27 protein-coding genes and 1 tRNA gene are annotated in these 22,275 nt (G+C 67.9%); 24 read left to right on the top strand and 4 right to left on the bottom strand.

Going from position 1 to position 22,275, the window contains the following annotated elements; genetic code table 11:
- Window positions 1-74 precede the first annotated feature (74 nt).
- The 7 genes from KXS11_RS03345 to KXS11_RS03375 are packed head-to-tail and all read left to right on the top strand — an operon-like array spanning window position 75 to window position 6,630.
- The gene (locus tag KXS11_RS03345; RefSeq protein ID WP_437384024.1) at window positions 75-3,005 is read left to right on the top strand and encodes a Na+/H+ antiporter subunit A; all 2,931 of its coding nucleotides are present in this window, start codon (window positions 75-77) and stop codon (window positions 3,003-3,005) included.
- Window positions 3,002-3,484: a sodium:proton antiporter gene (locus tag KXS11_RS03350; RefSeq protein WP_437384025.1), complete on the top strand. Its 483-nt coding sequence runs from the start codon at window positions 3,002-3,004 to the stop codon at window positions 3,482-3,484. Before KXS11_RS03345 ends, KXS11_RS03350 begins: the two co-directional genes overlap by 4 nt.
- Window positions 3,481-5,049: a Na+/H+ antiporter subunit D gene (locus KXS11_RS03355; protein WP_437384026.1), complete on the top strand. Its 1,569-nt coding sequence runs from the start codon at window positions 3,481-3,483 to the stop codon at window positions 5,047-5,049. The genes KXS11_RS03350 and KXS11_RS03355 overlap by 4 nt, the downstream gene beginning before the upstream one ends.
- A complete protein-coding gene (locus tag KXS11_RS03360) occupies window positions 5,049-5,618 on the top strand; it encodes a Na+/H+ antiporter subunit E (protein WP_437384027.1) in 570 nt (189 codons plus the stop codon). Before KXS11_RS03355 ends, KXS11_RS03360 begins: the two co-directional genes overlap by 1 nt.
- Window positions 5,618-5,881, top strand: coding sequence for a monovalent cation/H+ antiporter complex subunit F (locus KXS11_RS03365; RefSeq protein ID WP_437384028.1), 264 nt, complete (start codon window positions 5,618-5,620; stop codon window positions 5,879-5,881). Before KXS11_RS03360 ends, KXS11_RS03365 begins: the two co-directional genes overlap by 1 nt.
- Window positions 5,878-6,255 carry a monovalent cation/H(+) antiporter subunit G gene (mnhG, locus tag KXS11_RS03370; protein ID WP_437384029.1) on the top strand — a complete coding sequence of 126 codons (378 nt, stop codon included), beginning with the start codon at window positions 5,878-5,880 and terminating at the stop codon, window positions 6,253-6,255. The genes KXS11_RS03365 and mnhG overlap by 4 nt, the downstream gene beginning before the upstream one ends.
- 15 nt (window positions 6,256-6,270) lie before the next feature.
- Complete coding sequence (locus KXS11_RS03375) at window positions 6,271-6,630, top strand: DUF7882 family protein (RefSeq protein WP_437384030.1); 360 nt, start codon at window positions 6,271-6,273, stop codon at window positions 6,628-6,630.
- A gap of 7 nt (window positions 6,631-6,637) precedes the next feature.
- On the opposite strand, the gene KXS11_RS03380 is transcribed toward KXS11_RS03375, so the two are convergent.
- On the bottom strand, window positions 6,638-7,627 hold the full coding sequence (locus KXS11_RS03380) for a DNA topoisomerase IB (RefSeq protein ID WP_437384031.1): 990 nt from the start codon (window positions 7,625-7,627) through the stop codon (window positions 6,638-6,640).
- 64 nt (window positions 7,628-7,691) lie between these two features.
- Window positions 7,692-8,495: an inositol monophosphatase family protein gene (locus KXS11_RS03385; RefSeq protein WP_437384032.1), complete on the bottom strand. Its 804-nt coding sequence runs from the start codon at window positions 8,493-8,495 to the stop codon at window positions 7,692-7,694.
- Window positions 8,496-8,642: 147 nt separating this feature from the next.
- Between KXS11_RS03385 and KXS11_RS03390 the strand changes: the two genes are divergently transcribed.
- Window positions 8,643-8,718, top strand: a tRNA-Lys gene (locus KXS11_RS03390).
- Here KXS11_RS03390 and KXS11_RS03395 read toward each other — a convergent pair.
- The gene (locus tag KXS11_RS03395; RefSeq protein ID WP_437384134.1) at window positions 8,681-8,977 is read right to left on the bottom strand and encodes a helix-turn-helix domain-containing protein; all 297 of its coding nucleotides are present in this window, start codon (window positions 8,975-8,977) and stop codon (window positions 8,681-8,683) included. The two genes, KXS11_RS03390 and KXS11_RS03395, sit on opposite strands and share 38 nt — an antisense overlap.
- A 447-nt stretch (window positions 8,978-9,424) precedes the next feature.
- On the opposite strand from KXS11_RS03395, the gene KXS11_RS03400 reads away from it, so the two are divergent.
- Complete coding sequence (locus KXS11_RS03400; protein ID WP_437384033.1) at window positions 9,425-9,652, top strand: hypothetical protein; 228 nt, start codon at window positions 9,425-9,427, stop codon at window positions 9,650-9,652.
- Window positions 9,649-9,876 (top strand): hypothetical protein, encoded by a 228-nt coding sequence (locus KXS11_RS03405; protein ID WP_437384034.1) that lies wholly within the window; start codon window positions 9,649-9,651, stop codon window positions 9,874-9,876. The genes KXS11_RS03400 and KXS11_RS03405 overlap by 4 nt, the downstream gene beginning before the upstream one ends.
- 29 nt (window positions 9,877-9,905) lie before the next feature.
- Here the strand turns inward: KXS11_RS03405 and KXS11_RS03410 are convergent, their stop codons facing one another.
- Window positions 9,906-10,070, bottom strand: a complete 165-nt coding sequence (locus KXS11_RS03410; protein WP_437384035.1) for a hypothetical protein — start codon at window positions 10,068-10,070, stop codon at window positions 9,906-9,908.
- Window positions 10,071-10,141: 71 nt separating this feature from the next.
- Between KXS11_RS03410 and KXS11_RS03415 the strand changes: the two genes are divergently transcribed.
- From KXS11_RS03415 to KXS11_RS03480, 14 genes are all read left to right on the top strand, one after another.
- Window positions 10,142-10,447, top strand: coding sequence for a hypothetical protein (locus tag KXS11_RS03415; RefSeq protein ID WP_437384036.1), 306 nt, complete (start codon window positions 10,142-10,144; stop codon window positions 10,445-10,447).
- A 149-nt stretch (window positions 10,448-10,596) separates the two neighbouring features.
- Entirely contained in the window at window positions 10,597-12,114 is a 1,518-nt protein-coding gene (locus tag KXS11_RS03420; RefSeq protein WP_437384037.1) for a terminase large subunit domain-containing protein, read from the top strand.
- 267 nt (window positions 12,115-12,381) lie between these two features.
- Window positions 12,382-13,422: a phage portal protein gene (locus tag KXS11_RS03425; RefSeq protein WP_437384135.1), complete on the top strand. Its 1,041-nt coding sequence runs from the start codon at window positions 12,382-12,384 to the stop codon at window positions 13,420-13,422.
- 2 nt (window positions 13,423-13,424) lie between these two features.
- The gene (locus KXS11_RS03430; RefSeq protein ID WP_437384038.1) at window positions 13,425-15,155 is read left to right on the top strand and encodes a hypothetical protein; all 1,731 of its coding nucleotides are present in this window, start codon (window positions 13,425-13,427) and stop codon (window positions 15,153-15,155) included.
- 75 nt (window positions 15,156-15,230) lie between these two features.
- Window positions 15,231-15,878, top strand: a complete 648-nt coding sequence (locus KXS11_RS03435; protein WP_437384039.1) for a hypothetical protein — start codon at window positions 15,231-15,233, stop codon at window positions 15,876-15,878.
- Window positions 15,875-16,246 carry a hypothetical protein gene (locus KXS11_RS03440; RefSeq protein ID WP_437384040.1) on the top strand — a complete coding sequence of 124 codons (372 nt, stop codon included), beginning with the start codon at window positions 15,875-15,877 and terminating at the stop codon, window positions 16,244-16,246. The genes KXS11_RS03435 and KXS11_RS03440 overlap by 4 nt, the downstream gene beginning before the upstream one ends.
- Window positions 16,247-16,251: 5 nt before the next feature.
- Entirely contained in the window at window positions 16,252-16,920 is a 669-nt protein-coding gene (locus tag KXS11_RS03445; protein ID WP_437384041.1) for an IPT/TIG domain-containing protein, read from the top strand.
- A 21-nt stretch (window positions 16,921-16,941) separates the two neighbouring features.
- Entirely contained in the window at window positions 16,942-17,445 is a 504-nt protein-coding gene (locus tag KXS11_RS03450; protein WP_437384042.1) for a hypothetical protein, read from the top strand.
- A complete protein-coding gene (locus KXS11_RS03455) occupies window positions 17,445-19,046 on the top strand; it encodes a hypothetical protein (RefSeq protein WP_437384043.1) in 1,602 nt (533 codons plus the stop codon). The genes KXS11_RS03450 and KXS11_RS03455 overlap by 1 nt, the downstream gene beginning before the upstream one ends.
- Complete coding sequence (locus tag KXS11_RS03460) at window positions 19,046-19,402, top strand: hypothetical protein (protein WP_437384044.1); 357 nt, start codon at window positions 19,046-19,048, stop codon at window positions 19,400-19,402. The genes KXS11_RS03455 and KXS11_RS03460 overlap by 1 nt, the downstream gene beginning before the upstream one ends.
- Window positions 19,399-20,622, top strand: coding sequence for a hypothetical protein (locus KXS11_RS03465; protein ID WP_437384045.1), 1,224 nt, complete (start codon window positions 19,399-19,401; stop codon window positions 20,620-20,622). The genes KXS11_RS03460 and KXS11_RS03465 overlap by 4 nt, the downstream gene beginning before the upstream one ends.
- On the top strand, window positions 20,622-20,852 hold the full coding sequence (locus tag KXS11_RS03470) for a hypothetical protein (protein WP_437384046.1): 231 nt from the start codon (window positions 20,622-20,624) through the stop codon (window positions 20,850-20,852). The genes KXS11_RS03465 and KXS11_RS03470 overlap by 1 nt, the downstream gene beginning before the upstream one ends.
- Window positions 20,852-21,703 (top strand): fibronectin type III domain-containing protein, encoded by an 852-nt coding sequence (locus tag KXS11_RS03475; RefSeq protein ID WP_437384047.1) that lies wholly within the window; start codon window positions 20,852-20,854, stop codon window positions 21,701-21,703. Before KXS11_RS03470 ends, KXS11_RS03475 begins: the two co-directional genes overlap by 1 nt.
- Complete coding sequence (locus KXS11_RS03480) at window positions 21,703-22,269, top strand: hypothetical protein (RefSeq protein WP_437384048.1); 567 nt, start codon at window positions 21,703-21,705, stop codon at window positions 22,267-22,269. The genes KXS11_RS03475 and KXS11_RS03480 overlap by 1 nt, the downstream gene beginning before the upstream one ends.
- Window positions 22,270-22,275: the final 6 nt, after the last annotated feature.

Below are 22,275 nucleotides of genomic sequence, written 5' to 3' on the forward strand. Positions count from 1 at the left end.
CGGAGGTGGCATACCCCTCCCGGGAATCCTGATAACCTGGCAGTCCAGAGGCCGCCACCACCCGGGAGACCTGCATGGCGACAATCCTGCTTGTTTTTGCTGTGATCGCCGTCGTCACGCCGTCGTTCACCCGACTGCTGTCCACGAAGATCTTCTACCTCCTCGCCTGCATTCCCGCAGCGGCATTCGTCTGGACGCTGTTCCAGACGGCCACCGTCACCGCTGGCGGAACCGTCGTCGAGACGATCCAGTGGATCCCCGAACTCAGCATCGAGCTGTCGTTCCGGATGGACACACTCGCGTGGCTCCTGTCCCTCGTGGTCACGGGCGTCGGAGCCCTCGTCCTCTTGTACTGCGCGCGGTACTTCTCATCGACCGAGCCTGGGCTCGGTCGATTCGCCGCGCTGCTGTTCGCGTTCGCCGGCACGATGTTCGGCCTCGTCACGGCAGACGACATCATCGTGATGTTCATGTTCTGGGAGATCACGAGCGTCCTCTCCTACCTGCTCATCGGCCACTACACCGACCGCAAGGAGAGCCGGGGTGCCGCGCTCCAAGCGCTCCTCGTGACGACCTTCGGTGGCCTCGTCATGCTCGTCGGCGTCATCATGATCTCCGTGCAGGCACAGAGCACCTCGCTCGCCTCCATCGTCGAGCAGGGGCTGACCGGCCCCGCGACCACGGTCGCGATCCTGCTGATCCTGGTCGGGGCGATCTCGAAGTCGGCCCTCGTGCCCTTCCACTTCTGGCTGCCGGCGGCCATGGCGGCACCCACGCCGGTGAGCGCCTACCTCCACGCAGCGGCGATGGTGAAGGCCGGCATCTACCTCGTCGCGCGGCTCGCGCCCGGCTACGCCGACATCCCGGGCTGGGACGCCATGCTCGTCGGCCTCGGCGTGTTCACGATGCTGGTCGGCGCGTGGCGTTCGCTGCGCCAGTACGACCTGAAGCTGATCCTCGCCTACGGTACGGTCAGCCAGCTCGGTTTCCTGATGGTCATCTCCGGGTACGGTTCGCGCGACGCTGCGCTGGCGGCGGTCGCATTGCTGTTGGCGCATGCGATCTACAAGGCGACCCTGTTCCTCGTGGTCGGCATCATCGACCACCGGGCGGGTACGCGTGACTGGCGGCACCTCTCGGGCGTGGGTCGGCAAGCGCCCGCCCTGGCCGTCATCGCGGCGATCGCCGTGGCCTCGATGGCGGGCCTGCCACCGCTCTTCGGCTTCGTCGCCAAAGAGGCCGTCTTCACCTCGTTGCTCGAGGGTGCGCTGGAAGGCGACGTGTGGGGCTGGGTCGCGATCATCGGGACGGCGCTGGGCTCGGTGCTCACCGTCGCGTACAGTGCGCGATTCCTGTGGGGTGCCTTCGGCAATCGTCGCGCTGCCGCACCGACCGAACTCCACGCGGAGTCGGGCGCGATCCTCGTCGCACCCGGCGTGCTCGCCGCGGCGACCGTCGTCCTCGGCTTCGCGACCGCCCCGATCGACACGGTCCTCGCACCCTACGCGGACACGGCGGGGGAGGGGAGCTACCACCTCGGCCTCTGGCACGGGTTCGAACCGGCGCTCGGCATCTCCGTGGTCGTCGTCCTGCTCGGGCTCCTGCTCTTCCGTTGGCGGCTGCCGGTCGCGCGGTTCCAGGACCGTGTGCCGCCCGTCGTCGACTCGTCGAAGGGGTACTGGGCGGCGACGCAGACGATCGACCGGGTGTCGGCGAAGGTCACCCTCTTCGCCCAGCGCGGCGGTCTCGTGCAGTATCTCTCGACGATCCTCGTCGTCTTCGTCCTCACCCTCGGCACGATCACGCTGCTCGGTCGCGCCTGGCCGACCCAGATCAGGCTGTGGGATTACCCGGCGCAGGTCGGCATCGCGTTCATCATGGCGACCGCGGCGATCGCCGCCGCACGGGCCAAGCAGCGCATGGCTGCAGTGCTGCTCGTGGGCGTCACGGGCTTCGGGCTCGTCGCACTGTTCGCCCTGCACGGCGCTCCGGACCTCGCGCTCACCCAGGCACTCGTCGAGACGATCACCGTCGTGGTGTTCGTCCTCGTCCTCCGGCGTCTTCCCGCGAAGATCGCTCAGCGGAATGCGCCGATCCACCGCGTGCGGCGAATCGTCATCGGCGCGCTCACCGGTCTCGTGATGGGGACGATCGGCGTCATCGCCCTGGCCGCTCGCCAGGCCGAGAGTATCGCCACGGAGCTGCCGAGGCTCGCGGTCGAGGAGGGTCACGGCAAGAACATCGTCAACGTCATGCTCGTCGACATCCGTGCCTGGGACACGATGGGAGAGATCTCGGTCCTCGTCGTCGTGGCGACCGGCATCGCGAGCCTGTTGTTCGTCTCGCAACGCGGGGCTGCAGTTCCGCGTTTGAGCGGCGCCCGTCAGCGTCGAGCACCGAGCTTCCGCTCGCAGGTCGTCGCCGACCCGCAGCTCGCCGACCGGGAGATGGAGGCGCCGCGCGACGCCGTCGGCCGTCACTCCTGGCTGATCGGTGGGCGCGCCATCGCCGAGGCGAACCGTTCGATCCTGCTCGAGGTGCTCGTCCGGTTGCTCTTCCACCCGGCGATCATCGTCTCGATCTTCCTGCTCTTCGTCGGTCACAACGAACCCGGCGGCGGCTTCGCCGGCGGGCTCCTGGCCGGTCTCGCGCTCGTGCTCCGCTATCTCGCGGGAGGCCGCTACGAGCTGGGCGAGGCGGTTCCGATCGACGCCGGCAAGGTGCTCGGGGTCGGCCTGCTGCTCGCGGTCGGAACGGCGACCGCCTCGCTGTTCCTCGGCGCTGAAGCCCTCACCTCGGCGTACTTCTCCGTCGAGGTTCCGATCCTCGGGTACCTGTCCTTCGGAACGTCCAGCATCTTCGACATCGGCGTGTACCTCGTGGTCGTCGGGCTCGCCCTCGACATCCTCCGGAGTCTCGGCGCGGAGGTCGACCGCCAACAGGAGGAAGCAGACATCGACGAGGAGAGCACGGACGAGTTCACGGCGAGCGAGGTGGAGCGATGAGCGCCTCCCTCACCCTCGTCGTGCTGATGGCGATCATGTACGGGACGGGCGTCTACGTGATGCTCGAGCGGAGCCTGACCCGCTTCCTCATCGGCTTCGTGCTCGTCGGGAACGCGACGAACCTCCTGATCCTGCTGATGAGCGGTCCGAGCGGCACCGCACCGCTGGTGACCGGCACCGCGTCGGACGACCGCATGGTCGATCCCGTGCCGCAGGTGCTGATGCTCACGGCGATCGTCATCAACTTCGGCGTGACCGCCTTCATCCTCGCGCTGATCTACCGCACCTGGTGGTTGGCGCAGCTGGGTGACGAGGGCGACACACTGAGCAACGAGCACGAGCACGACACGGAGGAGGCCACCGACGCGGTCTTCCATCAGGTCGACGTCGACGACGAGGCTGTGCAACGCGCGCTCGACGAGAGCAACGAACACAGCGACGACGAACACACCACGACCAGGAAGGGAGCGAGCGAATGAACGCCCTCGTCCCACTCGTGGTCATGATCCCGCTGCTCGGTTCCGCCGTGGCACTCATGTTCCGCCACCGCCGCCGCACCCAGGTGGGGATCAGTGTCGTCGCGCTCACCGCGGTGACCGTGATCAGCGCCGTCCTGCTCGCCGCCGTCGACCAGAGCGGGACCATCGTCGTCGAGCTCGGTGGCTGGTCTCCGCCGTGGGGCATCGTCCTCGTGGTCGACCGGCTCTCGGCGATCATGCTCCTGATCGCCGCGCTCATGCTCCTCGGGGTGCTGATCTTCGCCATCGGCCAGGGCATCGTCGACGGCGACCGCGAGACGCCGGTCTCGATCTTCCACCCGACGTACCTCGTCCTGGCGGCCGGTCTGTTCGACGCCTTCGTCGCCGGCGACCTCTTCAACATGTACGTCGGGTTCGAGATGCTGCTCGCCTCGAGCTACGTGCTCCTGACCCTCGGCGGGACGGGTGCGCGCATCCGGGCCGGCGTGACGTACATCGTCATCAGCCTGATGTCGTCGCTCCTGTTCGTCGCCGCGATCGCGCTCATCTACGGTGCGACAGGCACGGTGACGATCGCCCTGGTCGCCGACCGTGTGCGCGACCTCCCCATGGAGGTGCAGGCGATCCTCTGTGCGGCGCTCCTCCTCGGCTTCGCCGTGAAAGCCGCGGTCTTCCCCCTGTCGTTCTGGCTGCCGGACTCCTACCCGACAGCACCGGCGCCGGTCACCGCGGTCTTCGCCGGGTTGCTGACGAAAGTCGGTGTCTACGCGATCATCCGCACCGACACCCTGATCTTCAAGGACGTCCCGCTCGCGACTCCGCTGATGGTGATCGCGTTCCTGACCCTGCTCATCGGCATCTTCGGCGCGGTCGCGCAGGCGGACATCAAGCGTCTGCTGTCGTTCACCCTCGTCAGCCACATCGGCTACATGATCTTCGGGATCGCCGTGGGCGGGATCGCCGGGACGGCCGCGACGATCTATTACATCGTCCACCACATCGTGGTGCAGACGACGCTGTTCCTCACGACGGGGCTCGTCGAGCGCGTCGGCGGCACGACGTCGATCTCGCGGCTCGGCGGTATCCTCAGGGCCTCACCGATCGTCGCCGTGCTGTTCTTCCTCGGCGCCATGAACCTCGGTGGCATCCCGCCGTTCTCCGGCTTCCTCGGCAAGATCGGCCTCTTCCAGGCCGGTGTGGCGTCCGGTGACCCGTTGTCGTACATCCTCATCGCCGCGGGTGCGGCGACGTCGCTGCTCACGCTCTACGCCCTCGCGAGGGTGTGGAACATGGGGTTCTGGCGCGGGAAGGACGAGGTCGCCGGCTACTCCTCGCCGCTGCTCGATCAGCTCGCGGAGAGTCCTGAGGACTCCGGGTCCGTGGCGACCAAGACCATCTCCCGCCCGATGATCGGGGCCACGACGGGCATGGTCGCACTGACGCTCTGCCTGACGGTGTTCGCCGGCCCGATCTTCGGCCTGGCCACGCGCGCCGCGGTCAACATCGAGAACCCCGACAACTACATCGACGCGGTCTTCCCCGACGGAACGGAGCACCTGCGCTAATGCAACCCTCTCGTCGTCGTGCCCTCGTGAGCCAGGTCCTGCTGCTCGCGGGGCTCGTGCTGCTGTGGTGCCTCCTGTGGGGCATGTTCGACCTCCTGACCGTCCTGACCGGCATCGGGGCCGCGCTCCTCGTGTCCTTCCTGTTCTACCTGCCGGCAGTCGAGCTGAGCGGCCGGATCAACCTCTGGCGCACGGCGCTGTTCTTCCTCCGCTTGCTCGTCGACATCGTGCGGGCGAGTGCCGAGATCGCCTGGCTCGTCGTCCGGCCGACGTTCCGCTCGAGCAACGCGGTGATCGCCGTCCGTCTCCGGACGAGCTCCGATCTCATCATGAGTTGGACGGCCGAGGCGGTCTCGATCGTCCCCGGCTCCATCGTCGTCGACCTCGACCGATCGGCGTCCACGCTCTACCTGCACGCGCTCGACGTTCATGACGACGCCGACATCGACCGGGTCGTCGCCGAGGTGCTGGGCACCGAGCGGCGGCTCATCCTCGCGATCGGTTCGCGCACCGAGGCCGATGAACTCCGCCACGCACAAGCCCACACCTCGACCGGAAGGAGGGCGTGATGACCGTCGTCATCGTCATCGCCGCCGCACTCTTCGGGGCCGCAGCCCTCGCGGCGGTCTACCGCATCGTGCGCGGGCCGAGCCTGCTCGACCGGGTCATCGCCTCCGACGTCCTCGTCGCCACCGTGATGTGCGCGATCGGTGCCGAGATGGCGATCAACCGCCACACCGACGGCCTGCCCGTCCTGCTCGCGCTCGCGATGTTCGCGATCGTCGGTTCGGTGAGCGTCGCCCGGTTCATGTCGAAGCAGGACGACGCATGACCGGGGAACTCATCCGCGACATCGTGACGGGCGCCCTCGTCCTCGTCGGTGCGGTCATGTGTTTCGCCGCGGGTATCGGACTCCTGCGGTTCCCCGACGTGCTGTCCCGACTCCACGCGGCGACCAAGCCGCAGATCCTCGGCCTCATCGCGATCGTCGCCGACGTGGCCGTGTCGAGCCCGACGGTCGGCACGATCACGCTCGCGATCGCGATCATCGTGTTCCAGAGTCTGACGGCGCCGATCTCCGCGCACATGGTCGCACGGGCTGCGTACCGCAGCGGCAACTTCGATGGAGCGGTCCTCATCCGCGATGAACTGGCCGGGCGCGACGAACTCGGCCGGGAGCGTCATCCTGGTCACACGCCCGAGTAGCGGCAGAATGTCCCCATGGGAATGCTCATCTACGGATCCGGCGACGAGTACGAGATCGAAGACCGCGCGCTCGCGCACTTGAAGGCGGTCATCGGGTCGAAGCTCCGCCGTCAGGAGAGCTTCTTCCTGAGCTGGGTGAGCGACGGTGAGCACGGCTCTGGTCGCAGATCCGTGTGGCTGTCGCCGAGCATCCCATTGCAGTTCCGCTTCTTCGGGAGCCGTGCTCCAGAGCTCAACCGCGCCTGGATCGAGGTGCTGTCGGATTCGGCGCACACTCCGCGTGGACTGCAGTTGATCCCGGAGTCCGACGTCGAGGGGTACCTCGCCGAGACGGGCGCGCTTCGAGACAACACCGAGCACCACGAGCACGACTGAGTCCCGTTCAGGACCGCCCAGCGTCGTCCTCGCCGACGAGGAGTACACGGAGGGCGGTCTCGGGGGAGCCCCGGCCCTCGGACGGAATCGTCTCACCGTGGACGTAACGGTCGACGACCCGCGGGTCGACGTAGCTCGACTTCGCGATCGCGGGAGTGTTCCCGAGGACCTCTGCCGCGTCGCGCATCGCCTGGGCGATCACCTTGCTCCGCGCGGTCTTCGTCCTGGCCGGTTCGGCCTTGGCGAGGCTCGAGGCTGCGGCGACGGTGCCGTGGAGCGTCCGGAAGTCCTTCGCGGTGAAGGCACCGCCGGTCTGGGCCCGCACGTAGTCGTTGATCTGCTCGGCCTGGAGCGGCTTCCACCGGGTGTCGTCCTTCCACGCCAGGAGTCGTGCGCGCGGGCCCCGGCGCTTCAGGGAGCGGATGAGTGATGCCAGGTCGGCGTCGACGATGTCCGACTCCCACGGTTGGCCGCTCTTCGCGGGGAACCGGAGCGACACGGTGTCGCCGCTGACGCGCGCGTGAGCGCCTTCGAGCGTCGAGAGGCCGCGACTGCCGTTCGCCTCCGCGTACTGTTCCCCGCCGACGCGCAGTGAGCCGGTGTCGAGCATGCGGAACGCACCCGCCGAGACCCGGGCGAGCGGGAATCCGTCGAGGTGGAGGTCGCGGGTCACACGGCCTCGCGCCGTCGGCAGGGCTTCCGCGAGGGCGAGCGCGCGGTCGAACTTGCTGCGGTCCTGTCGTTCGCGCCAGGACGGGTGGTACAGGTATTGCCGCCGCCCGGCGGCGTCGATCCCGGTGGCCTGGATGTGGCCGTTGGCGAAGGGGGTGATCCACACCTCGTTCCAGGCGGGTGGGATCACCAGGCCGTCGATGCGGGCGCGGATCTCCTGATCGTCGAGCAGTGAGCCGTCGGGGAGGCGGTAGCTGAAGCCACGGCCTGACCGCACGCGGCGGATGCCCTCGGTGTTCGGGTCGCTTCGGCGCAGTCGTACCATCCGCTCAGCGTACGACGGGGCCCGTGGTGCGCTCGGAGGGCTTGCGGCCGGGCGGGTCCGCGTGTCAGGCGATCGGCGGGAGTTCGGCGAGGAAGACGTCGTGCAGGTGCCCGTTGGTCGCGAGCGAGCTGCGTGTGGAGATGGTCTCGATGCCGTCGATGTCGGTGAAGCGTCCGCCGGCCTCGATCACGATCGGCACGTGGGCGCCGAGGTCGTACTCCTGCACGCCGAATTCGGCCACAGCGTCCAGGGAGCCCTCTGCGAGCAGCATGTAGGGCCACATGTCTCCGATGGCACGATCGCGCCACAGCGAGCCGCACAGCGCCAGCAGCTGGGGCACGCGGCCGACGGACGCCCACTGGGCGATGCTCTGGAAGCTGAAGGAGGCGTCTGCCAGGGCGGTCACCCCGGAGACGGCGAGTCGTCGGGGCTCGGTCTCGCCGAAGCGCAGGCCCCAGGCGCCGTGTCCGATGGCACCCCACCAGCGCGCGTGCATGGCGGGTGCGCTCACGACGCCGACGACCGGTACGCCGTCGACGGCGAGCGAGATGAGCGTGGCCCAGTTCGGAACGCCGCGGAGGAAGTTGGCCGTGCCGTCGATCGGGTCGACGATCCACTGGCGGTCGGTCGGGCCTTGGGCACCGTACTCCTCGCCGAACACGCCGTCGTCCGGTCGCTCCGTCTCGATGATGGCGCGGATGGCGCGCTCGACGGCGAGGTCGGCGTCGGTGACGTGCGACCGGTCCGGTTTCGTGGAGATCTGGAGGTCGCGTGCCTCGAAGCGGGCCATGGCGATGGCGTCTGCGGCGTCGGCGAGGCGGAGGGCGAGATCGAGGTCGGCTGGAGAGACGGGAGTCAGGTCGGTCACCCCTTCAGAATAGGGTCGACGGCACTCCTCGCGCAGGCTCGAGGGGCTCCGATCGGAGCCCCTCGCGACACGCCGCGCGACTCGATTTCACACCCGGGCCATTTCCCTGGTAGTGTCATCTCTCGGTTCGGAACACTCCGAAACCACGCACCTCTAGCTCAATCGGCAGAGCAACTGACTCTTAATCAGTGGGTTCTCGGTTCAAGTCCGAGGGGGTGCACCACCTCAACGGCTCCCGCTTCGGCGGGGGCCGTTCTTGCGTTAACGCCCTCGGCCAGCCATTCGAGCGGAACGTCGGTCAGCTGAGCCCACCGGACGAACATGGACGCGATCGGCTCTGACTTGCCCGTCTCGTAGTTACTGACACTCCCGCGCGAGATGCCGAGCATCTCGGCGAGCTCGGCCTGTTCGAGGTTCGCGAGGATGCGCGACTTGCGCAGCCGAACCGCCAGCGTGTACGTCCTGTTGTCCATGATCGTCATGAGGACAGATTAGCCACCTCGTGCGCAAAATTTCGACACGCCGCGCTCAATCCACAGACTTACTCACAATGTGCAGAACTGTCGTGTCATGCACAAAATCTCCACACGACGCTCACGACCACCACCATGCCCGGCCTCCGAGATAACTCGATAGGCCGGAAGCAGGGCCACCAAACCGCCACCCATGAGGGCGAGACCCGCGGAGCTAGACCGCGTAACAACAAGTTCCCCGCGTGGTCGGGGCGCTGGTAAAGGCAGGTCCGGGCAGCACCCTCATTCGTCCCCCCGATCACACATACCGACACTGTCAGCGCTCAACGGCGCTGAGTCCTGTATCCGACCGGCTGGCTCCGATCACGCAGCACGCAGGACCTCTCTCGCGATCGCCAATCGCTCGCGGGGGGGTCCACACCTCTCAACTTCACCAATCCCGCAGGGCGAAATCGCATGACCTCCACCACCGAACGTTGCCGCCTCTACCGGCCCCTCGACGCACCGCACGACTTCGATCCGGACTCCGGCTGGTGCATCCACGGGTGCGGGCACAAGAGCGACGGACGACTGATCAACATGACGACCGGCCGAACGATCCGAGCAGCCCGCCCCGACTACCAACCCGCGCCGGCACCACTACCCGAACAGCCGCAGCTTGCTATCGAGGAGACCCCCGAATGACCCGCACGACCACCGACGCTATCCGCGAGGCGCTCTGCCGCCCGAAGTGGACCGTCCGACGCGCAGGCAGCGCACGACCGGGCAAGTTTGGACGCGGCTGGTTCGCCGAGTACATCGCACCCGGACGGCTCGCCTACACCGCCTCCACGTCCGCATGGTTTCCTACCTGGGCCGAGGCGATTCGGTTCGTCGACGGACAGACGAGGATCGAGCCGACATGCTGAGCCCGGACTCCATCCCGTGGCAGCTCGCCCTACTGGTTGCCGCTGGCCTGTGGCTGATCGTCTGGCTCGGCGATCGCCCGGTGCGCCGCGATGACCGCGTGCTTGATCACGAAGTACAGCCCGCCGAGCAGCACGACCAGCCCGAGCACGACGGCTCCGAAGTAGCTGACGAAGTCCCCACCATCAATGTCCATGCCGGGATCGTATCGTGCCAGTGCCTCAACTGGGCCGAGCTCCGAGCAGGCTTCACGTGCGAGCACACTCGATGAGCACACACCACCAGCGCAAGGGCGTCGCGGGGAAGCTGTCGAAGTGGCGACCCTCGATCGCCGCCACACTGCCCGCACCCTGCGTCCAGCCCTCGTGCAAGCTCGGCGGCATCGTCCACCCTGAGCAGCAGTGGGACGTCGGCCACCTGCCCGGGCTCGACGCCTACCTCGACCACGGCCCGCTCACCCGTGACCAGGTCGGCCCGGCGCACCGGCACTGCAACCGCAGCGACGGCGGCAAGATCGGCGCAGCCATGACGAACGCGAAGCACCGAGCCAAGAAGCAGATGCGCGCATGGTGACGCCCCGCAAGTCCGACGCGATCCCGACCCAAACCGCGAGCCTGTTCGACCTCGAAGCATCGTCTTTTGACAGTCGAGAACAACCCCCGCTAGCCGTCTCGAAAACTTTCTTTCACGATGGGGCACCGACGAAGCCCGCGCCGTCGTACATGCGAGCCGCGACGGATGCGGACGGAACGTTCCGCACGAAGCGCCGCGAGGGCGTCCCGGCGCTGCACATTTCGGCGTTCGATCGGGCCGAGGATTGGGAACGCGAATTTCTTGCGGGGTGTGAGCTCCTTGGATTCGGGCCGACCCCGCAGCAGTGGAAAATCGCCGACGCGGTCAACGCCCATCGTGAGGACTTCCGACCGCTCTTCACGACGATGGGCGTCTGTGTCCCTCGTCGCGCTGGCAAGACCACGGCTCTCCTCGCACTCGCGCTCGGCCGGTGCAAGATGCGCGAGAACTACGTCGTGCTCTTCACAGCGCAGTCCGGCACGAAGGCCCGCGACCGGTTCCTGGACATGGCACGCATCCTGGAGCGGAAGTGGCCGAACGAGTACGAACGCGGATTCCGCATCCTCAAGGGTGCCGGGCACCAGGTCGTCGAGTTCGCGAACGGCAGCTTCTTCCAGGTCGTGCCGCCGAAGCAGGACAGCTTCCGAGGTGATGCCGGTGACCTCATCATCCTCGACGAGGCGCAGGAGCACGACGCCGAAGTCTCCGGCGAGCTCCTCGGCGCGATCCTGCCCGTCATGGACACCCGCCCCGGCGCACAGCTGATCGTCGCCGGGACCGCTGGCCTCCACCGCTCCGGCCTGTTCTGGGACACGCTCGAGGAGGGCCGCAACCAGATCGCCGGGACCGGCATCGTCGAGTTCGCCGCACCGACGAACATCGCAGCAGCCGACCTCATGGACGGTCGCGGGGAGAAGTCGTGGACGCTCGCACGCCCCATCGTGCTCGCCGCGCACCCCGGCATCGGCACGCTGACGACGGAGGAGACCATCTCCGTCCGGTTCGCCAAGCTCCCGCTACCGCAGTTCATGCGCGAGTACCTCGGCATCTGGCCCGAGGACTACTCACGCGGCGCGATCGACCTCGCCCTGTGGCGCGCCTCGGCGCTGGCCGACTGGCCCGTCCGCCCGCAGCACGTCGCGTTCGGCATCGACGTCGACCCGGGCGGCAGCTCAGCCGCGATCGTCGCCGCGTGGCGCGCCGACGGCATGGCGTTCGTAGAGGTCGTCGACCACCGCCCCGGCACCGACTGGCTCGTCGGCCGGTGCGTCGAGCTCTCCGGCAAGTACCGAGGCGTCATCGGACACGACACCGTCGGCGCAGTCCTCGCCGAGGCCGAGGCCATGGCGAAGCGTCGACCGGCCCCTCGCCGCAAGCCGATCGCGTACAAGGACGTCGGGGCCATGTGCGCCACGTTCATGAAAGAGCTCGACGGCAAACGGCTCCGACACTCCGACCAGTCCGGCCTCAACGCCGCCGCCGAGGGCGTCGTGAAGCGCCCCCTTGGGGACAGCTCATGGGCGTGGGGACGGCGTCAGTCCGGCGCGGTCGATATCACGCCGCTCGTCGCCGCGACGATCGCCCTCCGCACCTTCGACACCACCGAGCAGCGCGGCTCCCGCCGCCTGCGATCCACCGCCAACCTCGCACAGAAAGCACGCTCATGACCCTCAAGCACGACCGCTCAGCTTCGGAAACCGTCGTTGTCACCTGCACCGACTGCCCGCACTGGTCCGCGATCCGGTTCGGCGACGCCGAGGCGTATCGGTGCGCGTCGAACCACGAGCGCGAGAACCACCCGAAGGACAAGGAGGCCCGCAAGAATGAGGCCGCTTGGAAGCGCCGACGGGACCGAGAAGCCGCCGAGCTCGCGCGCCGACACGCCGCCGATTCGTCTCCTGTCGCCCCTGTGTCCGCATAGTTCTCGCGTGGGAATGAAAGAGACTCTGCGTCGCATCTGGGGAGCACAACCGTCGTCGGGCGACCGTCCGCGCGGACGTCGCCGGATGCGCACGCAGTGGTCCTCCGGCCAGCTCTCCAGCATCTTCGCCGCCGAGATCATCGGCAGCACCGGAGCGTTCATGACCCGCGAGCAGGCCATGACCCTGCCGCCCGTCGTCAAGGGCCGCGCGATCATCGCGGGACAGATCGCCCCCGCCCCGCTCCGCGTCCTCACCGAGGAGGGCGTGACCGACACCCAGCCGCGCTGGCTCTACCGGACCGACGGCAACCTGACCCCGCACCACCGCATGCTGTGGACGGTCGATGACCTGATCTTCAACGGCTGGTCGCTCTGGGGCACACCCCGCGACGCGGCCGGCCAGATCGAGACCGCCGAGCGCATCCCGACCGAATGGTGGCACTTCGACGCAGAGGGCCAGATCGTCGTGAATGACGAGGTTGTGTCGGCGGAAGAGGTCGTCTTGATCCCCGGCCCGTCCGAGGGGTTCCTGGAGTACGCCACCCGCAGCATGCGCGGTGCCATGGCGCTCGAAGAGGCGTACGTGAAGCGGGCCAACAACCCCGTTCCGCTCGTCGAGCTCCACGAGACCACCGACAACGCGTACACCGACGATGAAATCGACGGCCTGATCGAGGACTACTGGGAGGCCCGGAACGACCCGAAGGGCACCGTCACGTTCACGCCGTTCAACCTGGAGCTCAAGACGCACGGCGACCAGGCCCCGCAGCTCGCGATCGAGGGCCGCAACTTCGCCAAGGTCGACACGGCCAACTTCCTCAACCTGCCCGCCGCCGCGCTGGACGGCTCCCTGTCGACGGCGTCGCTGACGTACTCGACGCAGGAGGGCACCCGGAACGAGCTCCTCGACTACTCGCTGTCCTACTGGGCCGACCCGATCGCCGCCCGGTTCTCGCAGGACGACTGCGTTGCCGAGGGCTCGCGGGTCCGCTTCGACTTCTCCGAGCTCCGATCCAACCAACCGAGCCCCACCGGCCCCGTCACGAAGGACTGACCATGACAGACGTTCACATCTACGCGGGCACGCTGATCGCGAGCCACAGCGACCGCACCGCGACCGGCCTTCTCGTGCCCTACGGCGAGGAGTGCAGCTCCAACCTCGGCCGGTTCGCCGTCGAGCCCGGCGCGATCACGATCCCGTCCGACGTCACCGGCCTGGCGCTCAACACCGACCACGAACGCGAGAGCGTCGTCGGCGGTGTCACTCGCCTCGAGGAGACCCCGACGGGCATCGTCGGACACTTCGCGTTCGCCGCAACGCCCGAGGGCGATCGCGCCCTCGCTGACGCCCGCGCCGGTCGCCGAGCCAAGCTCTCGGTCGAGGCCAAGAACATGGTGATCCGCGCGGGCAAGGCCGTCGGCGGACGCATCTTCGGTGCCGCCCTCGTGAAGGCCGGGGCGTTCCCGTCGGCCACGCTCCTCGCCGCAGCGGTCGACCTCGACGAACAGCCGGCCGATGACACCACCGACGACGAGGCCGTGACCACGACCGAGCACAACGAGTCCGAGTACACCGACGCACAGGGCATCACCTGGCGTCGCGTCGAGGACGTCGAGACCACCACCGAGCAGGACAAGACCACCACGACGACGACCGTCGTCGAGGAAACCGAAGACCCGGAAGCTCCGGAAACCGAGGAAGAGGAAGAGCCCGTGACCACTGCAACGGCACCCGCCACCCTGACCGCCCGCCGCAGCAAGGCCGCAGCTCCCGCCGCGCCCTCGTTCGGCCAGATCATGCGAGCAATCAACGAGGTGAAGTCGGGGCGCGGCAACGACACGCTCCTCGCCATGCTCCGCACCAACGCCGGACCCGGCTCCGAGACCCTGTTCGCCGCGCTGAACAGCATCCCCTACACCTCGGCCGGTGGCGCGAACGGCGCAGCCCCGACCGTCGGCGAGGTCATCAACCCGTTCCCGCAGTGGATCGGCCAGCTCTGGGACGGCCTCGCGTACACCCGCGACATCATCGACCTCCTCGGCACCGCGGAGCTCACCGCGGCGACCATCGCCGGGTGGAAGTGGGAGACCAAGCCCGAAGGTGGCGACTGGTCGGGCAACAAGACCAACGTGCCCTCCAACACGCCGAAGGCCGTACCGTTCTCGGCCGGGACGCACTACTGGGCCGGTGCGCACGACCACGCGAACGAGTACCGCCACTTCTCCAACCCGGAGTACTGGGAGTCGTACTACAACGCCATGCGCGAGTCGTACGCCCGCTGGTCGAACGAGTACGCGCTGACCGAGGTCGTGCAGTCCGCGACCGCCGTCGCTGCCGACGCCGTCCCGGCCGGTCTCACCGCTGGCCTGTCGTACCTCATCGACGGCATCGTCGAGGTCATCGACGGCGACGCGCTCCCGAACTTCGCGATCGTCGAGAAGGATCTGTACAAGGCCATGCTCAAGACCACGAACAACAACGTCCTCGGCTACCTCGACGCCTCGCTCGGTTTCGACAACGGCACCCTCGCGGGCTCCGGCTTCACCATCCGCGCCAAGTCCCGGTACACCGCCCGCGACGAGGAGACCAACGCAGCGACGGTCACCCCGTTCGAGGGCGTCATCGTCGGCGCGAAGGAGGCCGTGACGGTCTACGAGCTCCCCGGCGTCCCGATCCGCATCGAGGCCGAAGACCTCGTGAAGGGTGGCCTGGACACCGGCCTGTTCGGCTACACCGGGCACGTCACCCACAAGGCCGAAGCGCTGGTGCACGTCACCGGCGCATAGCCGACCCGCTGGCCCGGCCGACCGCACGGCCGGGCCAGCGACCCACCCACTCACCACCGCACCGGAAGGCACATCGTGGCACTCTCACCCGTCGCCGAGAACATCGGGCCGTACTGGGTCGGCGACAAGCCCCAGCGACCCGTCCCCGTCGAGTTCCTCGACGACTACGACGAGGCCACCGACGCGCCCGACGACACCCTGACCGCGATCCTCCGCAACCCGCAACGCGCGCCCGCAGCGGGTGCCCTCGTCGTCACCCGCACGCCCGGCACGAACGGCGACCCGGAGCAGATCGCGATCGCGTTTGGCGACGACGTCCCGGCGTTCCCGACTCCCGGCGTCTGGTCGATCCTCATGCGCGCCGGGGGAGACCGGCTCCGCGCCCTCCGGTTCGTCGTCGAGTCTGACGACGGTTGGGTGTCGATCGAGCAGGCCCGCGAGGACTGGGCCGACGCCCCCGCGAGCGACGCCTCGCTCTGGGGTGTCCTCGAATCAGCGAAGCTCTCGTGCATCCCGTACGCGGCAGCGCTCCCCGAGGGCACACCGCCCCCGGCGAACTACGTGCAGGCGCAACTCATGCAGGCACGCAACATCTGGAACAGCACGAAGAGCGACCCCGGCGACCAGCTCGGCGCGGACGGATTCACGATCCGCACCTACGAGCTCGACCGGCCCGTGAAGGGGCTCCTCCGACCCAAGATCGGCAGGCCGCGCATCCGATGAACGCACGCAAGCTCATCGCCGAGGCGCTCCGCGAGAACCTCGACCGCAAGTACAAGATCGTCGACAGCCCGCGCAACCTCGACCAGATCGAGGCCAACAAGCCCGTCGTCCAGATCATCCAGACCAAGCTCCGTCCGGCCCCCAACAAGCTCGGCGCGTACCTCGCCGACGTCGCCGTGTGGGTCATCGAGCCCAAGACGATCGCCGCCGAAGACGACCTCGACGACGCCATGCTCGACGTCGCCGTCGCCCTCGACAAGCTCGACTCGCTCGCTTGGACCGAGGCCGAGCGATCGACCTACGGCGAGGACCAGCCCGCCTACCGCTTCCAGACCACCGTCGTCATCATCATCGAATCCAAGGAGTAACTCACATGGCTCAGATCGCGCACACCCCTCTGGTGCTCAAGGACTACGTCCTGAGCCTCGCTGACAACAGCTACGAAAAGGCACTCAGCGCCGTCACCTTCACCCCGACCGCCCCGACGATCACGTGGCAGGGCGGCACGCCTGACGCATCGTTCACGGACACCGGTCGAGCGACGTGGGTCGCCGGTCTCACATTCGCGCAGGACTGGGACACGGTCGGCTCCCTCAGCCGATACCTGTTCGAGAACGAGGGCGCTGTCGTCCCGGTCGTGTTCCGCCCCCGCAACGGCACCGGCCCGAGCTTCTCCGCAACGCTCGTCATCACGCCCGGCGCGATCGGCGGCGCGGTCAACGTGGTCGCAGAGGCCACGGTCTCGCTCGGGTTGCAGGGCAAGCCCGTCCTGATCCTCGGCGCGGCCGCCGTCCCGACGGCCTCCAGCGCGACCCCGTCCACCGGCCCCATCGCAGGCGGCACCCTCGTCAAGGTCGTCGGCTCCGGCTTCACTGGTGCGACGGCCGTCGCGTTCGGCGCGATCAACGCCCCGACGTTCCGTGTCGAATCCGACGCGGTCCTGTACGTCCTCTCGCCCGCGACGGCGGCAGGCTCCAAGCCGATCAAGGTGACGAACGCCGTGGGTCCGGCGACCGTCCTCGCCGCGTACACCTACGCCTGATCGGTCGAGGAGGACGTCGACATGCTGAGCGTGTACGGGAGCCGCGAGCTCCAAGACGTCCTCCTCGCCCTCAAGGACATGGATCGCACGCTCCGGCGCACGATCTTCAAAGCCACCCGCTCCGCGATCGTCCCTGAGTGGCAACAGGAGCTCCGAGCGGACGCGACCACCCATCTCGAAGAGCGCGTGATCGCACAGGGCGCACGGGCCGACGTCACCGCCGACCGGGTCACCCTGAAAGCCGCGCAGTCGACCCGGAAGCTCTCGGGCGGACGGTCACCGCGTGAGCTGGGCCACGCGATCGAGTTCGGCGGGAACTGGCGACGCGGCGAGGTGCAGGCAACGTCATCGGCGGGCAAGCGCTACCGGTACACCCGCGTCCTGAACAAGCAGCTCAAGCCGCGCCGCTCGGCCGGTTGGGTCGCCTGGCCCGCTGCGATCCGGCTCGCACCCCGGTTCGCGTCCCTGTGGGTCCAGACCACCGTCCGAGCAACATACGAAGCATTCGAGGGGAAGCGGCAGTAATGGCCGGAATCAGCATCTCCCTCCTCGCCGACGTCCGCGATTGGCTCCGAGGGGCCAAACAGGCGTCCCAGGGCGTCGAGGATATCTCGGACAGCCTCGACGACCTCGCCCGCGACGCGAAGAGCAGCGCCCGCAAGATGGGCGACGAGCTCGGCGACGAGACCAAGGACGGAGCTCGCGACGCGACGAACAGTCTCGACCGGGTCGAAGATAGCTTCCGCGACCTCGCCGTGTCGGCCCGTCGCGAGACCGGCGAGGCGTCCGACGCACTCGCCCGCAACACGAAGGAGGGCACCTCCCGAGCCAAGCGTGATCTTGAGGAGCTCGGCAACGAGGCGAAGCAGAACGCCGCCGAGACCTTCTCCTCGTTCGACGGTTCGGCGGAGTCCTTCGCCGACGGTCTCCAGGGCACCCTCGGCGGTGTCGTGTCCGGCCTCGGCCCGATCGGTGCAGCGCTCGGCGCGGCCGGTGCGCTCGGAATCGGTCTCATCATGGCCGAGCTCGATCGAGGTACCGAGCGCAGTGAGGAGTTCCGCGCCTCGGTCTCCGAGCTCGCAGCCGAGTACATCGAGACTGGCAAGGTCGGGGCCGCATCACTCGACTTCATCCTCGACCGGATGAAAGCACTCGCGACCGAGACCGGCGAGGGCAAGACGAACCTCTCCGACCTGTACGACGTCGCCAAGAAGTCCGGCTCCTCGTTCGAGGACCTCGCCGACGCCTACGCCGGGAACACCGAGCAGATCGACGAGATGCTCGACGCTGGCAAGGAGTACCTCAAGCAGCTCGAAGAGCAGGACAACAAGAACGTCTCGCGCACGCGCTCCGGCAAGCAGGTCAACAAGACCATGGAGGAGCAGACCGAGGCGCAGCGCGACTACAACGCGTACCTCGAGGAAGCGAAGACGAAGGCCGACGAGGCCGCAGCAGCGCAGGAGCACTACGCGCAGGCTGGCGGTCCCGAGATGGAGGCCAAGGCCGAAGCGATCGGCTCGATCCAGGACGCCGTCGACGACGCCGCCGGGTCGTGGGAGGACTACCAGGACAAGGAGACCGGCGCTGTCGATCCGTCCGCCTACCTCGCCGGCCTGCAAGCCCGTATCTCTGCGGCGAACGAGTACGCGGGAAACCTGGAGGCCGCGCAAGCTCGCCTGTCCCCGGAGGCGTACCAGTACCTCGTCGACCAGGGCATCGATTTCGCGCCCATGCTCGCCGCGATCCTGGCCGGCGGTGACGAGATGATCAACAACTTCAACTCCACGTTCACGACCGCGGCCGAGGCCGGCAAGAGCGCCGTGGAGAACACCCTCCCCGACGAGTTCGACGTGACGGCAAAGGTCGACGCCGACACCACCGAGGCCGAGACGAAGACCACTGCGACGGAGAAGAAAGACCGGTCCACCACCGTCAAGGCGAAGGCCGACACGAAGGACGCCGAGGCGAAGCTCGATGAGGTAGTCGCGAAGACCCGGGTCGCCACGATCGGCACCGCGGCCGACACCACCGGCGCATCCAACACGCTCTACAACTTCATGAACCAGAGCCGCACGGTCACCGTCACGGCGGTTGTCGTCGACCGCAACGGAAAGAAGATCGACTGATGCCCGCCACCATCACGCACGCCGGCGTCACGCTCACCCCTGAGCTGGTGCTGGGACTTGCAGACGCCGCCGAGTCCGGCAACGTGTTCCACAAGCTCCTGAGCGGCACCGAAGACCTGACGACCCGCCCCGCCGGCCCCCGGAACGGCACGCTCGGCTTCCTGTTCCTCGACGAGGCGTCGGTTGACCAGGCGTTCCAGCTTCACCGCGAGGCCGGCACGTTCACGCTGGTCTACCCAGAGCGCCCGACCTGGAACATCACCTACGCGCCGGATGGCCGTATCAGCCGCGAGCTCGACCCTGAGACCTCTCGCATCTGGACGCTCACCGTCGGCTTCCGTGAGGTGACCCCGTGACCGTCAGCGCGCACACGCTCACGTGCTCGATCGACGGCAACCCGCTCGACGTGAAGCAGGCCCGTGTGACGCTCGATGAGGGATGGTCGCCCTACGCCCAGGTGCAGCTCACGTGCTCGATCCCGTCGCCGGCCGTGCTCGAAGCCCTCGACCCCCGTAAGGACCTCCGGGCGACGCTGCACCTCCAGCAGGACTTCGGCGACAGCGACTCGCTCGCGACCCTCTCAGCGCTTTGGGGCGAAGGGACGTTGCAGGACGTGAGTGCCCTGTACCCCGATGACGCACTCGAAGACGTGACACGGACCCACTACCGCCCGTTCAACGACTTCGGTGTCCGGCTCCCGTCGATCATCGACCTTGACCTGACGTTCCGTGAGCGCGACGCCGACCACGATGCCGGCGAGTTCCGGGTATCCGTCGCCTCCGACGAGGCCCTGCTGGAAGGGCACAAGCTCGTCTCGCGATATCAGGAAGCGCCGGCAACCCCAACCGTGAAAGCCGCCGTCGCGCTCGCCCTCGCCCACATCGGCGTCGGCCTGGACGAGGACTCCACCGATGCCCCCGTGTCCGTCGACAACGCCGACTCACTCATCTGGAATCCCGGCGTGTCCGGCTGGGACTACGTGTACCCGCTCGTGCAGAAGGCCGGCCTTCGGCTCTACTGCGACGAGGCCCGTCGTTGGAAGCTCGTGCGAGCCACCCGCAACACCGAGGACCTGATGGTCCTGACCGCCGACCACAATGTCACCTCCGGCCGCGACAAGATCAGCCTGGACGATGACTGGTACGACGCCGTGGTGATCACCTACAAGTGGCGCGACCCAGCGACCGCGACGACGATGATCGCCTACGACATCGCCGGCGACTACCGCGCCAAGAACGTCTTTGCAGAGACCCGTGACGTGCCGTTCCCCGGCCCCGGTGCCGCCGACGCACTCCTGGGCCGCAAGCAGGGCCGCGGGCGCGTCCTCGACGTGTCTGCCGTCTCCGACTACAGCGCCGCCCCTGGCCGCGCTCTGGCGATCACTCTGCCCGGCACGCCCGTGCAGACCGGCTACACCTCGTCCGTCACGTGGAGCTTCCCAGACGACGAAATGCGCATCGCCTCGCGAGCGCTCATCGACACGCCGGAGTCGGCGTGGATGTTCCTGCCCGTGGGCGAGAAGTGGACCGACAGCCCGACCGGTGCGTCGTGGCTCAATGAGGAAGTGGGCACCTAATGGCCGCAGGAGACAAGGCAGCAGCGAAGGGCTGGAAGACCTACTCGGGGAACCAGGACCGCCGCGAGGGGTTCGTGAACGACAACGAGACCCTGGACCGCCTCGCGGACGAGGAGGACGCTCGCAAGGCCGCGGACGCCGCCAAGCTCGACGCCTCGAAGATCCGCGTTCAGAAGGCCGACCCGGGAAACGTCCCCGACGGCACCGTGTGGATCAGCTGGGTTGACTGATGCCGATCCGCGTAATCAACGGGGTCAACGCGCCGACGAACACCTCAGCCTTCACGAGTGGCAACCCCGTCTACGTGCTCGACACCGTTCCGACCGCCCGCACGGCTGCGAACGGGCTGCGACCGATCCGCATGTCCGGCGTGCACCTGGACGTCGGCGGAGGCGTCACGCTCTACTTCGGCGTGTGGAACGACAACGGCACGGACGGTGCAGGCTCGGCAGCGATCGGCACCGCCGCCGGCGTCGGGCGCTACTCGGCCACCGTGAGCAAGTACCTGCCGGATGCCAACCTCCAGGACATCCGCGTTGGCTGGTTCGGTGCGACCGGCTCCGTCAACTTCGGCCGCGCCGGCGTCGCTGGCCGCACCATCGTGGACGGGTTCGGCAACTACCCCAACGCCTCACTAACCGGTCTCTGGACGTACGAGCAGGTGCCATCTGAGCCGACCATGGCGGCAGCGATCGTCGGCCCCGCGGGCTCCGTCGTCGTGTCCTTCAACGGCTCCGCAGACAACGGCGACGCCCCCATTACCGGGTGGCGGCTGCAACGAGCCGACAACCCCAGTTTCACCAACGCCGTGACCGTCGACAGCAGCGGCAGCACCGCCTTCACCGGCCTCGTGCCGGGACGCACCTACTGGTTCCGAGCCGCCGGCCGCAACAACGTGTCCGACGCCTACGGCACCACCGGCCCGTGGTCGTCCGCAATCGCGGCCACCATGCGAGCCGGCGGCAAGGTCAAGGTCGCCGGCGTCATGAAGTCGGCCCTACCCAAGGTCAAGGTCGCCGGCGTCATGAAGGACGCACTGATCAAAGTCCGCTCCGGCGGCACATGGAAGGACGCACTCTAATGGGCGCACCCAACGCGCAGGGCATCTACGTCTACGACGAGACCGACAAGGCCGCACCGGTATCGACCCTGCTCAACAAGCTCGGCACCAGCATCACAACGGTGGTCACCGCGCTGAAGTCCCGACTGACCGCCCTCGAAACCGCGCAGCCCGTCGCCGTCATCAACGGCCGATACACCGCCTCCGTGGTCAACGCCGCCTCGAGCACCGTCGTTCCGGTGGGAGCGATCAGCTACGTGACCGCCGGCAGCTCGACGCCGGCCGGCACGCTCTGGGTGCGGATCAACAACGGCTGGACCTTCAAGAAGCGCGGCACGTACATCATCAACGTCGCGTTCACCACCAACATCGTCCTGAGCGGCCGCGTGTTCGTGAACGTCAACGTCGGCACGGAGTCCTTCCGCATCCCCTTCACCGCGACGGGGGAGGACGGGTACTCGGGCGCCGCCTCGATCGTCGTGCCGTCCGACGACACGATCGTCACCCTCGCCGTCTTCCACGCGACCGGCGCAGCCCGAACCTTCACCATCCGCGCGGACATCGTGCGCCTCGGCACCCTCACCTGATCGGAG

Source organism: Plantibacter flavus (assembly GCF_051487245.1).
GTDB lineage: Bacteria > Actinomycetota > Actinomycetes > Actinomycetales > Microbacteriaceae > Plantibacter > Plantibacter flavus_B.